This window comes from Roseateles sp. (genome assembly GCF_965229315.1).
GTDB lineage: Bacteria > Pseudomonadota > Gammaproteobacteria > Burkholderiales > Burkholderiaceae_C > Pelomonas.
The window spans coordinates 2,575,928-2,590,037 of the sequence record NZ_CBDDJA010000002.1 but is presented as its reverse complement, the minus strand read 5'-3'; the positions used below and the strand labels follow the sequence as shown (position 1 = coordinate 2,590,037).

The following is a 14,110-nucleotide window of genomic DNA, read 5'->3' as shown; positions in this document are numbered from 1 at the left end:
ACGATGATTTCGAGAGGACGCCATCATGACCGAACCGCGCTTGAAATTCGTGAACTGCCTGGACAGCACGGGCCTGCACCGCATGGCCTATTGGGAGTGGGCCGGGCCGCACGTGGATGCGCCGGTGCTGGTGTGCGTGCACGGCCTGTCGCGCCAGGGGCGGGACTTCGACGCGCTGGCCCGTGCGCTGAGCGCGCGCTGGCGGGTGGTCTGCCCCGACGTCGTCGGCCGAGGCCATTCCGACTGGCTGCGCCAACCGGCGGGCTACCAGATCCCCAGCTACATCGCTGACATGGTGGCCCTGATGGCACGGCTGGATGTGGCGCAGGTGGACTGGGTGGGCACGTCCATGGGTGGCCTGATCGGCCTGGGCCTGGCGGCGTTGCCGCGACCCGAGGGGGTGCCCAGCCTCATCCGCCGCCTGGTGCTCAACGACGTGGGCCCCGCGATCCGCTACGACGCGCTGGAGCGCATCGGCAGCTACCTCGGCAAGGCGCCGCGCTTTGCGTCGCTGGCCGACGGCGCGGCCTACCTGCGCAGCATCTCCGAGGGCTTCGGCCCGCACACCGACGAGGAGTGGCTGGCGCTGTCCACGCCGCTGTTCCGCGAGGAGGGCGGCCAATGGCGGCTGCACTACGACCCCGCCATCGCGTTGCCCTTTGCGGCGGTGACGCCTGCGGTGGCCGCGGCGGGCGAGGCCGCGCTGTGGTCCGCCTATGACGCGCTGCGCTGCCCCACGCTGCTGATCCGCGGCGCCGACAGCGACCTGCTGAGTGCCGAGACGGCGCGACTGATGACGCAACGCGGCCCGGGCGCTCGCCTGGTCGAGCTGCCCGGCGTGGGGCATGCGCCGACGCTGGTGCATGACGACCAGATCGCCATCGTGAGGGACTTTCTCGGTTCATGAAGACCGGTTCGATGACCGAGGGCGCGGCCACCGCGCCCATCGTGGCGCTGCTGGACGCGGGGGCTGCGCATTCCAATGCCGAGGTCGTGCGTGCGCGCGCCTTCGCCGAGCCGCTGCTGGCCGGCGAATTGCTGGACACCGGTGAGAACGCGCTGGCCCACGCGGATGGCGTGGCGGCCATCCTGCAGGGCGTGGGCGCGGCGCAGGAGCTGCAGGCGGCGGCCTACCTGGTCTACGCGGGCGACTTCCTGAACAAGCCGGAAGAGGTGGTCGCCAAGGCGTTCGGCGACAGCTACGCCAGCCTCGTCATGCACACGCGCCGGCTGGTGCAGGTGCAGCGGGCGGCGCGTGACGTGAAGGCGCAGCAGGACAGGAAGCCCGACCAGAAGGCCGAGCAGACCGAGCGGGTGCGCAAGATGCTGCTGGCCTTCTCGCGCGACCTGCGCGTGGTCATGCTGCGGCTGGCCTCGCGGCTGCAGACGCTGCGCTGGTACGCCGCCAGCAAGCAGCCCTGCCCGCAGGAGCTGGCGGCCGAGTCGCAGGCGGTGTTCGCGCCGCTGGCCAACCGGCTGGGCATCTGGCAGATCAAGTGGGAGCTGGAGGACCTGGCCTTTCGCTTTCGCGAGCCCGGCACCTACAAGGCGCTGGGCAAGGCGCTGCACGAGACGCGCGTGGAGCGCGAGCAGCGCGTGGAAGCCGCGCGCGCCGCGGTGCAGGCGGACCTCTATGGCCAGGGCCTCGCCGCCGAGGTGCAGGGCCGGCCCAAGCACCTGTACAGCATCCACAAGAAGATGCAGGGCAAGGACTTGTCGCTGGACCGCGTGTTCGACCTGCGCGCGCTGCGTGTCATCGTCGCCAGCGTGGCCGACTGCTACGCGGCGCTGGCGCGGCTGCACGAGATCTACACACCGGTGCCCGGCGAGTTCGACGACTACATCGCCAAGCCCAAGCCCAACGGCTACCAGTCGCTGCACACGGTGGTGCTGGGGCCGGACGGGCGCGCAATGGAGGTGCAGATCCGCACGCGCGAGATGCACGACCACGCCGAGCATGGCGTGGCCGCGCACTGGGCCTACAAGGAAGCCGGCGCGCGCGGCTACGCCGGGGTGACGGCGGCGGGCGAGTTCGAGGAACAGGTGGCGCGTGCGCGCAAGGCCGTGCTGAACCAGTTGCTGGCCTGGGAGCGCGACGCCGTGCAGCAGGCGCAGGCCGGCGGCGGCCCGGCCTTCGACGACCGCATCTACGTCTTCACGCCGCAGGCGACCATCGTCGAACTGGCCGCTGGCGCGACGCCGGTGGACTTCGCCTACGCGGTGCATACCGACCTCGGCCACCGCTGCCGCGGTGCGCGCATCGACGGCCAGATGCTGCCGCTGAACACACCGCTGAAGAGCGGGCAGACGGTCGAGATCACCGCCGCGAAGGAGGGCGGCCCGTCGCTGGACTGGCTCAATCCGGAGCTGGGCTACCTGCAAAGCCAGCGCTCCCGCGCCAAGGTGCGCGCCTGGTTCAATGCGCTGCAGCAGGCGCAGACCATCGCCAAGGGGCGCGAACTGGTCGAGAAGCTGCTGCAGCGTGAAGGCAGGACGGCACTCAAGCTCGATGAACTGGCGTCGCGGCTGGGCTTCAAGGGCGCGGATGCGCTGTTCGAGGTGGTCGGCAAGGACGAATACTCGCTGCGCAACATCGAGCTGCTGCTGCGCCCGCCGGAGCCCGTCGCCGACGAGAACGAGCTGCTGGCGCAGCGGCACACGCGCAGTGCCAGCAGTGGCACTGGCGGTGGTCGGGGCGGCGTGCTGGTGGTGGGCATCGACTCGCTGATGACCACGCTGTCGCGCTGCTGCCGGCCCGCGCCGCCGGATGCCATTTCAGGCTTCGTGACGCGCGGCAAGGGCGTGGCCATCCACCGCGCCGACTGCAGCAACCTGGCCGAGATGAAGCGCCGCTCGCCCGAGCGTGTCATCGCCGTGGAGTGGGGCGGCGGCGATGCCGCATCGGGATCGGGCAAGGGCGCACCGGTCTACCCGGTGGACGTGCTGGTGGAAGCCGGCGACCGGCAAGGGCTGCTGCGCGACGTGCTGGAAGTGTTCGCCAAGGAGAAGATGAACGTCGTCGCCGTCAACACGCAATCGCTGCAGGCCGGTGCACCCAGGCCGCGCACGGGTGGCGGGGACACGGCCTGGATGAGTTTCACGCTGGAGCTGTCAGACGCGTCCAGGCTGACCAAGGTGCTGCGGGACCTTTGTGCCATCTCCGGTGTGCGCTCGGCACGCCGCAAGTGACCTGTGGCCGACCCCTCAAAAAGCATGCTATAGTGCGCAGCTCTTCAGGCGCGTAGCTCAGTTGGTTAGAGCACCACCTTGACATGGTGGGGGTCGTTGGTTCGAATCCAATCGCGCCTACCAAATTTGGTAGTTGAATCAAGCACCTAGCGGAAGCGCTAGGTGCTTTTTTCATGGTGCGCCCAGCATGGGCGCGCTCCTGTGGGTGCAAGTCCCGTCGTAAGTTGGTCACGACGAACGAAGCGAAGCTCAACTGCATGAGGACGACCGAAGGTGGGAAGTAAGCGGGGAGCGTGGATCGCGAGCCGATGAACAAGAACTGCATAGAGGGCGCTGCCGAGCAGGGCGAGCCGGGCATGAACTGCGAGCCTCGTGATGAAGCAAGGCGGCGTAGACGCGGCGGTTGTGCGGTCTAAAAGTGCACGCTTTGCCTGGGACGCCTCGACTTGCGGCTGAAAGGCCGATGGCGCTGCCGGAGCGAGGTCTCAGCAGAGGTCGTAGTAGCCGGGTAGCGGGGCTGCCGAGGCCACCAGCGAGAGGCGAAGGACCGAACGAGCGCGAGTGACCCAAGGACATGGGAATGTCGAAGGCCATGCGTCAGATGGCCGAGAGGGCTTGGCCGTGCACGGTGCGGGCTGCCTCAGCAATCTGGCCAGTGTGGCAAGCCAACAGGCAGGCATTGCTGCGTAGCGCCTGTGGGTCTCCGGTGAATCGGACGGCAGCGTCCCGTGACTTCCCTGTGTTGACCGCGGCTTTTATTGGCACGTATAGTGCCAATATATTGGAGATTGCACCATGGAGCCTTGCCAAACTGTTGCCGAACCGGTGGGTCAGCGCATCGGGATCGACGACAGACGTCCTCAGGGACTAAGTGGCGGTGAGCACCCGATCTGCGTCGAAGGGGAGGCAGCCTGATGGTCGGCGCGTGGTGGGTCTGGTTCGCGGCGCTGGCGTTGTATGGCGCCTTTCGGCTCTGGTACGACAACCAGCGGGGTGCCTTGAGCAAGGCCGAGATTGACGCCTTCATGGCCGAGGCGGCGCGACTGAAGCTCAATCACTACAGCGACCCGGCCGTGGTGCGTGCCTTCCTGGAGGCTGACGACGGCAAGGAGTTCGTCATGAGCAATCTGGTGCGCGTGCACCCGGGCGAGGTGCCGCATCCGGTGACCGGCGCGCCCGCTCAGGGCCTGGCGCTGTTCCAGGCCTATGCGCGGCGCTTCGTCAAGCTTTTGGTCCGTCATGGGGGCCATCCCGTGATGGCGATGCGCAAGGTGGGTGGCTATGTGGACGCGTGGAATACCGCGCCGGACCCGGGTTGGCACGTGGTCGGCGCCATGCGCTATCGCAGCCGGCGCGACATGATGGCGCTGGTCCTCGATCCCGCGCTGGCTGACGTGCATGCGCTGAAGACCGCTGGCACGGCAGTGACGTTCAGCTTCCCGGCCCAGGTGGTCGTCAGCCTTGCGCTGAGGCCCAGGGTCTGGGTGGCCCTGGTGCTCGCCCTGGCGGCGGCGCTGGTGCACCTGGCGAGCTTGCTCGCCCTGGTCTCGACTCTCTGAAAGGAGCCGCCATGACACGCCCCCCAACCCTCGATCCACGTGGCGGCGTGGCCGTGATCACCGGTGCCGCCGGTGGCATCGGTGCCGCGCTGGCCCTGCAACTGGCCGAGCGCGGCTGCCACCTGGCCTTGTCCGACGTGAATGCGTCCGGCCTGGAGGCTGTCGCCGCCCAGGCCCGTGCCATCGACGGCACCGTCACGGTCACCACGCAGGTGCTGGACATGGCCCGGCCCGAGTCTGCGTACGTCATGCTCGCCGATGTGCTGGCCCGCCATGGCCGCGCCACGATCCTGGTCAACAACGCCGGTGTCGCGCTGGGCGGCACCTTCGAGCAGGTGGCCGAGGCCGATTTCGATTGGCTGATGAGCATCAACTTCAGCGCGGTGGTGCGATTGACGCGGACCTTCCTGCCCTTGCTGCGGCAAGCCCCGGCCGCACAGATCGTCAATCTCTCCAGCATCTTCGGCATCATCGCGCCGCCCGGACAGACGGCTTATTGCGCGGCGAAATTCGCCGTGCGCGGATTCTCCGAATCGCTGCGGCACGAACTGGAGGCCGGCCGGTCGACGGTGGGCGTGACAGTGGTGCATCCCGGCGGCGTGCGCACCGGCATTGCTGCCAACGCTCGATTGCCGAAAGGCGCGTCGCCGGCCGAACTGAAGATGCACCAGGACCTCGCACGTCGCGCGCTGCGTCTGTCGCCTGAAGCCGCCGCCGCGCGCATCCTGCGCGGCATCGAGGGGCGCGAGCCGCGGGTGATGGTGGGCTCGGACGCGGTGGCCGCCGCCTGGGTGCAGCGCCTGTTCCCGGTGACCTACTGGAAATGGGTCGCGCGTGGCCTCGCCCGTCAGGGCATCCGCGTCCCATAACTCACCCCACAGGCATCCACCCATGATGAAAGCAAGCTGGCAGGCCCGGGCGGCCGCGTTCGTGGTGCGGCGACGGGTCAGGCCCGCCTTGGCCGACATGCGCGACATCGCCGCCGTGCGGGCGGCCTTCGGCAAGCCGCTGCCCGCCGCCAAGGGCGTGCGCTACACGCCGGCCATCGTGGGCGGCGTGCCCGGCGAGTGGGTCGAGGCCGACGTCGCGGGCCCATGCGCCACGACCACGCTGCTGTACCTGCACGGGGGTGGCTTCGTCGGTTGTTCGGCGCGCACTCACCGGCCGCTGACCGCGGCCTTCGCCTTGCAAGGTCTGCGCGTGTTCGCACCGGATTACCGCCTGGCGCCCGAACACCCGTTCCCGGCTGCACCGCAGGACGCGATGGCGGTCTACCGCGCGTTGCGCGCTGAAGCACCGACGCACCGCCTCGCCGTGGCCGGTGACAGCGCCGGTGGCAATCTGGCCCTGGGCTTGATGCTCTCGCTGCGGGACGCCGGCGAGCCACTGCCCGCGGCGGCGGCCTTGTTCTCTGCGGCGCTGGACCTGACGGGCGGCAGCCCGTCGATCACGCTCAATGCCGGGCGCGATGCGATGTTCGACCCCGCGCAATTGCCGCATCTGACCGAGGCCTACCTGGCGGGCGCCGACCCGACGCAGCCGCGGGCCTCGCCCTTGTTCGGCGACATGACGGGCCTGCCGCCCCTGCTGCTGCACGTGGGGGAATCGGAAGTGCTGCGCGACGACTCCATCCGGCTGGCGCAGCGGGCGCGCGAAGCCGGGGTGACGGTCGAGTTGCAAGTGTTCCCGGGTGTCCCGCATGTGTGGCAGTTGGTGCGGCAGTTGCCGGAGTCGCGCCGCTCGGTGCGCGCGGCTGCCCGCTTCCTGCTGTCAGCCGAGCGCAGCAGTGCGCCCGAGGAGCCGGACGTGCTCATCGTCGGCGCGGGACTGTCGGGCATCGGCGCCGCCGTGCACCTGCAGCGCGATGGCCGCGGCAAGTCGTTCGCACTGCTGGAGGCACGCGACGCGATCGGCGGCACCTGGGACCTGTTCCGCTATCCCGGCATCCGCTCCGATTCGGACATGTACACGCTGGGCTATGAGTTCAAGCCCTGGCGCGCCGCCCAATCCATTGCCGACGGTGCGTCCATCCGCGACTACATCCGCGAGGCCGCCGTGGAACACGGCATCGGTGCCCACATCCGCACGCAGCACCGGCTGGTCAGCGCCGACTGGTCGGCCGCCGAGGAGCGTTGGACCGTGCAGGTGGAGCGGGGTCCGCAGCGCCAGCGCGTGCAGATGAAGCCCCGATTCCTGATGTTCTGCAGTGGCTACTACAGCTATGCGCAGGGCCACCGGCCGCAGTTCCCGGGCGAGGCGCAATTCGCCGGCCCGGTGGTGCACCCGCAGTTCTGGCCCGAAGGGCTGGACTACGCGGGCAAGCGGGTGGTGATCATCGGCAGCGGCGCCACCGCCGTGACCCTGGTGCCCGAGATGGCGCGCACGGCCGCGCACGTGACGATGTTGCAGCGTTCGCCGTCCTACGTGGTGGCGCGCCCCGGCGTCGATGCGCTCGCCGAAACGCTCAAGCGCTGGCTGCCGGCACGCCTGGCCTATCGCCTGATCCGCAGCAAGAACGTGCTGGTCGGCATGTACTTCTACCGCGTGATGCGCAGGTACCCGGGCCCTGCGAAGGCGCGGTTGGTGCGCATGGTGCGTGAGGCCCTGGGGCCGCAGTTCGATGTCGACAAACACTTCAAACCGAACTACAAGCCCTGGGATCAGCGCCTGTGCCTGGTGCCCGATGGCGACCTGTTCAAGGCCCTGCGGGAGGGGCGGGCGTCGGTGGCCACCGACCAGATCGAGACCTTCACCGCGGACGGCATCCAGCTGCGTTCGGGGCAGTTGCTGAAGGCGGATGTCATCGTCACCGCCACCGGGCTGCAGCTCAACCTGTTCGGCGACGCAAAGCTCAGCCTGGACGGGCGGCCCGTCAACCCGGCCGACCTGCTGGTCTACAAGGGCATGATGTTCAGCGGCCTGCCCAACCTGGCCAACACCTTCGGCTACACCAACGCCAGCTGGACGCTCAAGGCGGACCTCACGGCGCGCTACTTCTGCCGCCTGCTGCGTCGCATGGACCGCCACGGCCACACCGTGTTCACGCCGACACGCGGCGTCGATGTCGCGCCCGAGCCCTTCCTCGACTTCACGTCAGGCTATGTGCAACGGGCGGCTGCGCTGCTGCCTAAGCAGGGCGACCGCAGGCCCTGGCGGCTGCACCAGAACTACGTGCTGGACTTGCTGGCGCTGCGCTGCGGGAAGGTGGCCGACGGCGTCATGGCCTTTGCCAGGAGCGGACGCACGTGAGGCTGCGGACCTGACGATCGGGCCTGGCCTATGACGGTCAGGGCTCCGGCGGACGATGGCCGCCCGTGCCCAGCACGGTGCCGGCGCGGCGCGAGCGCAGCAGCGGATAGATGAACTGCACACGCCAGGACTCCGGTCCGTGCGCGCGGTCGTCGGCCAGGCCGAACGCCGGTGGGTAGCGCTGGGTGATGTGGGCCGTGCCCAGCAGCACATCCCAGATGAACAGCAGGTTGCCGTAGTTGCCGGTGTAGTGGCCGATGCCGTCGTCCTGCACCAGTGCGTGGTGCGCGAAGTGGGTGGCCGGCGTCGAGATCACGCGCTGCAGCATCCAGGCCAGCGGTCGCAGCGCGGCGTGCCGGTACAGCCAGCGCATCGCGTTGGTCAGGCATCAGCAGCGCGCACAACGCGCCGGCGACGGCCAGTACTGCGCCGCTGATGAGCGGGAAGAGCAGCGTGACCGCGACGTCGAGCCTGTTGTCCTCGCGCGTGGCCTCTCTGGCGAAGAAGCGGCCCTGCACGAGTTCGGCCAGGGCGAAGGCGGTCAGCACGCCGACGACGGCGATCATCTGAAGGGTCTGGGCTTGCACGCGGACTCGTCGGATGGCGGGTTCTGAAAGGGGTGCTGACGCTGGCAGGCAGCGGTCAGTGGAGCCGCTCGACGGCCGGCATGCCCCAGCGTCCGTCGAGTGCGGCGTCCTCGGGCCAGTACAGGCGTGCGTTGAGCAGGAAGCGCGCGCCGGCCTTGACCGGCAGCCAGTTGTTCTTCTTGTCCGCAGCGGGCTCGTCCGCCTGTATCCACAGATCCAGTGACCCATCGGCGTTGAACACCAGCGGATCGCGGTCACCGAGCGCGTAGCGTTGCATCGGGTTGGCGATCAGGTAGTCGTCGGCGCCGTAGGCCGTCACCGACCAGAAGGCCTTGACGGGCGGCAGTTCGCCGGCCTTGAAATGCAGGCGGTAGCGGCGGCTGCCGTCCAGGGGCTCACCTTGGCCGTCGACCTGCGCGTTCGGATAGAGGGCGTCGGCAGCCAGGTTGGCACCCAGGCCGACCATTGCCACGCCGGCACGGGTGGCGTAGTCGATGCCGTACTGGCCCAGGTTCCGCGGCGGTGTGGACCAGCCCCGCACCCCTTGGCGCGGCTTCTTCAGTTCACGCGCCAACTTGAAGTCGGCGACCCAGCGGCCCAGGCTGACGCACCAGCGGTCGAGCAGGCTCCAGCGCAAAGGCTGGCCGGGCGTGATGCCCAGACTCGACAGACGGGCCAGCATCGGGCCGTCGGCAGCGGCTGCGGGGTTGTCCACCATCAGCGCGGCAAGCCGCGTGAAGAAGGCCTCGGTGCTCAGGGCCTGCACTTGCTCAAAGGGTGGCCTCGTAGGTTCGGCGCTGGCTTGCCACGCTGGCTGGGCCGCGGCGCCGTGGGTCACACGATGGGTGACGCTGCCGGTCGCGCCATCGGCCCATCGCTGCAAGGTCACGCCGTCCTGCAGCCGGTGGACCAGCGGGTAGTCCGCGGTACCGTGGGTCTGCGTGCGGCCGATGAGCCAGACGATGCGCGTGGGCGACTGCAGCAGCCGCATGCCTTGCGGCACCGTACCTCGCCAGGTCGGCCCGACCAGCAGGAATTTGCCCCCGCCCGTGCCACTGGCGCGTGTGCCGGGTGCGGCGAAGACGTTGGTCCAGGCGTCCATGAAGGGCATGACCTCATAGCGCTGGTCGTTGGCGGCCATCTCGAACACCCACGGCCCCTGGGCCATGTCGATGAACGCGGTGGTGTACAGCGTGTCGACGTTGGGCCGCACCACGCCCTTGAAGCTGGCGTCGGGAAACTGGCGCACGCGGCGCAACTGGTTCTCCGGGCCGACGCTCAAGGCGGCCTGGCTGCGCGTGACAGCCATGATCACCAAGGGGTAGCCGTAGAGATAGGCCTCGGCGCCCGCGACGATCCTGTCGCGCTGGCTGAACAGCAGCGCAGCCACCAGCACAACGATCACAAGCCATGCGATCAGCCCACGCAGCCAGGCGCGTCGGCGACGGGCAGACGACAGCGGCATGACGGTGCTCACGGTCCCGGGGCGACGAGGATGGTGCGAAATCCGAGATGGCTGGCGGCGAGGTCGCGGTCCTGCGGCTCGCGCGCACCGGCGCGGTAGCGCATGCAGTAGTTCGGCGCGCACAGGAACGAGCCACCCTTGATGACCTGTTGCGCGGCGCCACGCGCGCGCATGCCTGGCGGAACCTGGTCAGGCGGCGGTGCATCGGCCTCGCCATGGTGAGGTGTCCACGCGTCGGCCGTCAGTTCCCAGACATTGCCGATCATGTCGTGCAGGCCCAGCGCGTTCGGTGCATAGCAGCCGACCGGGGCCAGCCCGATGAAACCGTCCTCGCCGGCATTCATCACCGGAAACACGCCTTGCCAGGTGTTCGCCTCCTTCGGCTGATCGTGCGTCGGCATCGGCTCGTCCCGTGCCGCGCGGGCGGCCCACTCCCACTGCGCTTCGCTGGGCAAGGCGCGGCCTTTCCAGCGTGCATAGGCCTGCGCATCCTCGATCGTGACCGCGACGACGGGAAAAGCGCCGTGGCCTTCGATGCTTGTCTTCGGCCCACCGGGGTGGCGCCAGTTCGCGCCCGGGATGTAGCGCCACCACTGGGTGACGTCGCCCTGTCCCTGCAGGCCGCTCGGCATGACAAACACGACTGCGCCCGGCCGTTGCAGTGCCGCCGGCAGGCCGGGGTTCTTCACCGGGTCGACGGCGCGCTCGGCCACGGTCACGTAGTTCGTGGCCGTGACGAAGGCACTGAACTCGTCGTTGGTGACCTCGGTCCGGTCCATCCAGAAGCCTTCCACACGCCGGGGGCGCCGTGGCGTTTCTTCGGGGTACACCGTGTCGCCGATGTCGAAGCTGCCCGCCGGCACCCAGACCATGCCGGGATGCGGGCTGGCAGCCGTCGGCGCCGGCAGCGTGCACACCGCGCGCTCGGCGCCGGCGTTCTGCGCCGGTCGGGTGAGCATCGCCCACGCACCGGCGGCGCCCGCGGCCACCAGCGCCACGGCCCCGGCCAGGAGCCAGCCGCTTCGTGTCATGCCGTCGAGCATCAGGCGCGATCCCGCAACTCGCGCCTCAGGATCTTGCCCACGTTGCTCTTGGGCAGATCATCGAGGAACGCGATCTCGCGCGGCATCTTGTAGCCGGTGAGGTTCTCGCGGCAATGCGCCATCAACGCCGCTTCGGTGAGTTCCGGGGACTTCTTCACGACGAAGAGTTTCACCGCCTCGCCGGTACCCGCATGCGGCTTGCCCACTGCCGCCACTTCAAGCACGGCGGGATGCATCATCACCACCTCTTCGATCTCGTTCGGGTAGACGTTGAAGCCCGAGACCAGGATCATGTCCTTGAGCCGGTCGACGATCTTCAGGAAGCCGCGGTCGTCCATGACCGCCATGTCGCCGGTGCGCAGGAAGCCGTCCTCGGTCATCACCGCGGCGGTCTCGCCCGGCCGCTGCCAGTAGCCCTTCATCACCTGCGGGCCGCGCACGCACAGCTCGCCGGCATCGCCGACCGGCAGTTCGCGTCCTTCGCCGTTGCGGATGGAGATGTCGGTGGACGGCATTGGCAGGCCGATGCCGCCGCCGAACGCTTTCAGGTCGAAGGGGTTGGCGGCCACGGTGGGCGAGCATTCGGTCAGGCCGTAGCCTTCGAGCAGCGGCGCGCCGGTCACCTGCTGCCATTGCTCGGCCACCGCCCGCTGCACGGCCGCACCGCCGCCGATGCCGAACAGCAGCTTGCTGAAGTCGAGCTTGGCGAAGCCCGGGTCGTTGAGCAGGCCGATGAACAGCGTGTTCACTGCCGGCAGGCTGGCGAACCTGTGCCTGGACAGCACCTTGACGAAGGCGGGCATGTTGCGCGGGTCGGCCACCAGCACGTTGGTGCCGCCCGTGCCGACGCAACCCAGGCAGTTGCCCAGCGCATAGATGTGGTACAGCGGGATGGCGGTCACGCTGATCATCGCCTCGTGCTTGTCGATGATGGGGTCGAACCAGACGCGGGTCTGCTCCACGTTGGCCAGCACGCTGCGATGCGTCAGCATCGCGCCCTTGGACACGCCGGTGGTGCCGCCGGTGTACTGCAGGAAGGCCAGGTCGTCCGGCTGCAGGTCGACCGGCTTGAAGGCCGCCGCGGCGCCCCGCGCCAGCGCGTCGCGCAGACCCACGCTGCCCGGCAGCCGATAGGCGGGCACGGCCCGCTTGACCGTGCGGATGAGGAAGTTGCCGATGGCGCGTTTCGCGAAGGGCAGCATGTCGGTCAGGCCGGTGACCACCACGTGTTTGACCGTTGTGTTGGCGATGACCTTGGCCAGGGTGTGTGCAAACAGCTCGACAACCACCATCGCCTCGGCGCCCGCGTCCCTCAGTTGATGCTCCAGCTCGCGCGGGGTGTACATCGGGTTGACGTTGACGACCACATAGCCGGCGCGCAGCAGGCCGAACAAGCACACCGGGTACTGAAGCAGGTTGGGCATCATCAGTGCCACGCGCGTGCCCTTGGGCAGGCGCAGCACCGACTGGAAATAGGCCGCGACGTGGCGGCTCAAGTCGTCCAGTTGCCGGTAGGTCAGTGACACGCCGGTGGAGCCGCTGATGAAGGCCTGGCGATCCGGATACTGCGCCACTGACTTCTCGAAGTGGCTGGCGATGGAGCCGAGCGCAGCCACGTCGATTTCGGCCGGGACGCCTGGCGAGTAGCTCTTGAGCCAGATTTTTTCCATGCTGCTCTGCTGGGCGGTGAAGGATGGCCTGAGGGTCACGACAGGCTCACGGGGCTGCCGACGCCGTCATTCTCAAGGGCAGGGTGAACCTGCTCCGAGTGATGGAAATATAATGACACTGACAATGCCACAATAAATCCGGACCCGCAAGCGGGCCCTCCCTACTGGCCGGGATCGCTGTCCCGCCGCAAGATGCGCAGCACGCGCCCTTGGGGTCGCACCATTGAAGGAAAACCTGATGCAGCGTCCCGCGAAAGTGCCTTTGTGGATCGGCGCTCTGCTGACGTTGGTCGCCGCACTGGCCTGGTGGCAGCGCGGGCCGATCACAGTGGCACTGATGGCGCGGCAAGTGACGGCCATGACCGCCATCGCCGACCCGCTCGCGGCGCTGCCCGATGGCTTGCACGTCGGCTTGTGTGGCGCCGGCTCGCCGTTCCCCGACGAGAAGCGCAGCGGCCCCTGTACTGCGGTGGTGGCGGGGCGACGCCTGTTCATCTTCGATTCGGGTTCCGGCGCGGGCCGCAGCATCTCCCGCATGCGGCTGAACGCCGGGCAGATCGAAGCGCTGTTCTTGACGCACTACCACTCAGACCACATCGACGGCCTGGGAGAACTGATGCTGCAGCGCTGGATTCAGCGCACGTCCCAGGAGTCGCTGCCGGTCCACGGCCCCTCGGGGCTGGAGAAGGTCTTGCAGGGTTTCAACGACGCCTACACCCTCGACAAGGGCTACCGCACGGCCCACCACGGCGAAGCCGTGGCGCCATCCGCCGGCTTCGGCGGCGCGGCTCGGCCGTTCGAACTGCCCGCGGACACCGGGCGCCAGGTGTTGATCGACGAGCCCGATCTGCAGATCGTGGCCTTCGCGGTGGATCATGGTCCCGTCCACCCGGCCGTGGGCTACCGCATCCGCTACAAGGACCGCAGCGTGGTCATCAGCGGCGATACCAGCAAGAACGCCGCCGTAGCGCGCGAGTCGCAGGGGGTGGACCTGCTGTTGCACGAAGCGCTGTCGCCGCAGTTGTTGGGCTTGCTGGAGCAAGGCTTTCGCCAGGCGGGGCGCCAGAACCTGGCCAAGATCATGCATGACGTCCTGAACTACCACACGACACCGGAGGAGGCGGCAGAGATTGCCCAGGCAGCCGGCGTGAAGGCGCTGGTGTTCAACCACATCGTGCCGCCGCTGCCGCTGTCGGGGCTGGACCCGGTGTTCCTGCAGCGCGCGGAGCAGATCTACACCGGCCCCGTGCACATCGGCCTGGACGGTGACTGGTTCACCCTGCCGGCCGGCAGCAAGGCGGTCGAGATGGGCAGGCGGCCCTGAGCCTCGGGGCCTCCTTGCGGGCGT

Annotated in this window: 11 protein-coding genes and 1 tRNA gene; 8 read left to right on the top strand and 4 right to left on the bottom strand. The window is 68.8% G+C overall.

All coding sequences use genetic code 11. From position 1 onward, the window contains the following. The first annotated feature begins 25 nt into the window (after positions 1-25). The 6 genes from ACO07H_RS16895 (at position 26) to ACO07H_RS16870 (ending at position 7,997) form a co-directional block, all read left to right on the top strand. Entirely contained in the window at positions 26-907 is an 882-nt protein-coding gene (locus tag ACO07H_RS16895; protein WP_422016219.1) for an alpha/beta fold hydrolase, read from the top strand. After that, positions 904-3,189, top strand: coding sequence for a RelA/SpoT family protein (locus tag ACO07H_RS16890; protein ID WP_422016217.1), 2,286 nt, complete (start codon positions 904-906; stop codon positions 3,187-3,189). Before ACO07H_RS16895 ends, ACO07H_RS16890 begins: the two co-directional genes overlap by 4 nt. 46 nt (positions 3,190-3,235) lie before the next feature. After that, positions 3,236-3,312, top strand: a tRNA-Val gene (locus ACO07H_RS16885). A 791-nt stretch (positions 3,313-4,103) separates the two neighbouring features. After that, the gene (locus ACO07H_RS16880) at positions 4,104-4,748 is read left to right on the top strand and encodes a hypothetical protein (RefSeq protein WP_422016215.1); all 645 of its coding nucleotides are present in this window, start codon (positions 4,104-4,106) and stop codon (positions 4,746-4,748) included. 47 nt (positions 4,749-4,795) lie between these two features. Further along, positions 4,796-5,617 carry an SDR family NAD(P)-dependent oxidoreductase gene (locus tag ACO07H_RS16875; RefSeq protein WP_422016213.1) on the top strand — a complete coding sequence of 274 codons (822 nt, stop codon included), beginning with the start codon at positions 4,796-4,798 and terminating at the stop codon, positions 5,615-5,617. A 97-nt stretch (positions 5,618-5,714) separates the two neighbouring features. Next, positions 5,715-7,997 carry an alpha/beta hydrolase fold domain-containing protein gene (locus ACO07H_RS16870; protein ID WP_422016211.1) on the top strand — a complete coding sequence of 761 codons (2,283 nt, stop codon included), beginning with the start codon at positions 5,715-5,717 and terminating at the stop codon, positions 7,995-7,997. Positions 7,998-8,034: 37 nt separating this feature from the next. Here the strand turns inward: ACO07H_RS16870 and ACO07H_RS16865 are convergent, their stop codons facing one another. Continuing rightward, positions 8,035-8,370 (bottom strand): sterol desaturase family protein, encoded by a 336-nt coding sequence (locus ACO07H_RS16865; RefSeq protein ID WP_422016209.1) that lies wholly within the window; start codon positions 8,368-8,370, stop codon positions 8,035-8,037. 4 nt (positions 8,371-8,374) lie between these two features. Here ACO07H_RS16865 and ACO07H_RS16860 point away from each other — a divergent pair, with 4 nt between their 5' ends. Beyond that, a complete protein-coding gene (locus tag ACO07H_RS16860) occupies positions 8,375-8,611 on the top strand; it encodes a hypothetical protein (RefSeq protein ID WP_422016207.1) in 237 nt (78 codons plus the stop codon). Positions 8,612-8,639: 28 nt separating this feature from the next. Here the strand turns inward: ACO07H_RS16860 and ACO07H_RS16855 are convergent, their stop codons facing one another. Genes ACO07H_RS16855 through ACO07H_RS16845 form a run of 3 tightly spaced genes read right to left on the bottom strand, consistent with a single transcriptional unit; the run spans position 8,640 to position 12,762 of the window. After that, on the bottom strand, positions 8,640-10,061 hold the full coding sequence (locus ACO07H_RS16855) for a DUF1254 domain-containing protein (RefSeq protein ID WP_422016205.1): 1,422 nt from the start codon (positions 10,059-10,061) through the stop codon (positions 8,640-8,642). Further along, positions 10,058-11,092, bottom strand: coding sequence for a formylglycine-generating enzyme family protein (locus tag ACO07H_RS16850; RefSeq protein WP_422016203.1), 1,035 nt, complete (start codon positions 11,090-11,092; stop codon positions 10,058-10,060). The genes ACO07H_RS16855 and ACO07H_RS16850 overlap by 4 nt, the downstream gene beginning before the upstream one ends. Next, positions 11,092-12,762 (bottom strand): AMP-binding protein, encoded by a 1,671-nt coding sequence (locus ACO07H_RS16845; RefSeq protein WP_422016201.1) that lies wholly within the window; start codon positions 12,760-12,762, stop codon positions 11,092-11,094. Before ACO07H_RS16845 ends, ACO07H_RS16850 begins: the two co-directional genes overlap by 1 nt. A 238-nt stretch (positions 12,763-13,000) precedes the next feature. Here ACO07H_RS16845 and ACO07H_RS16840 point away from each other — a divergent pair, with 238 nt between their 5' ends. Next, the gene (locus ACO07H_RS16840; protein ID WP_422016199.1) at positions 13,001-14,086 is read left to right on the top strand and encodes an MBL fold metallo-hydrolase; all 1,086 of its coding nucleotides are present in this window, start codon (positions 13,001-13,003) and stop codon (positions 14,084-14,086) included. Positions 14,087-14,110: the final 24 nt, after the last annotated feature.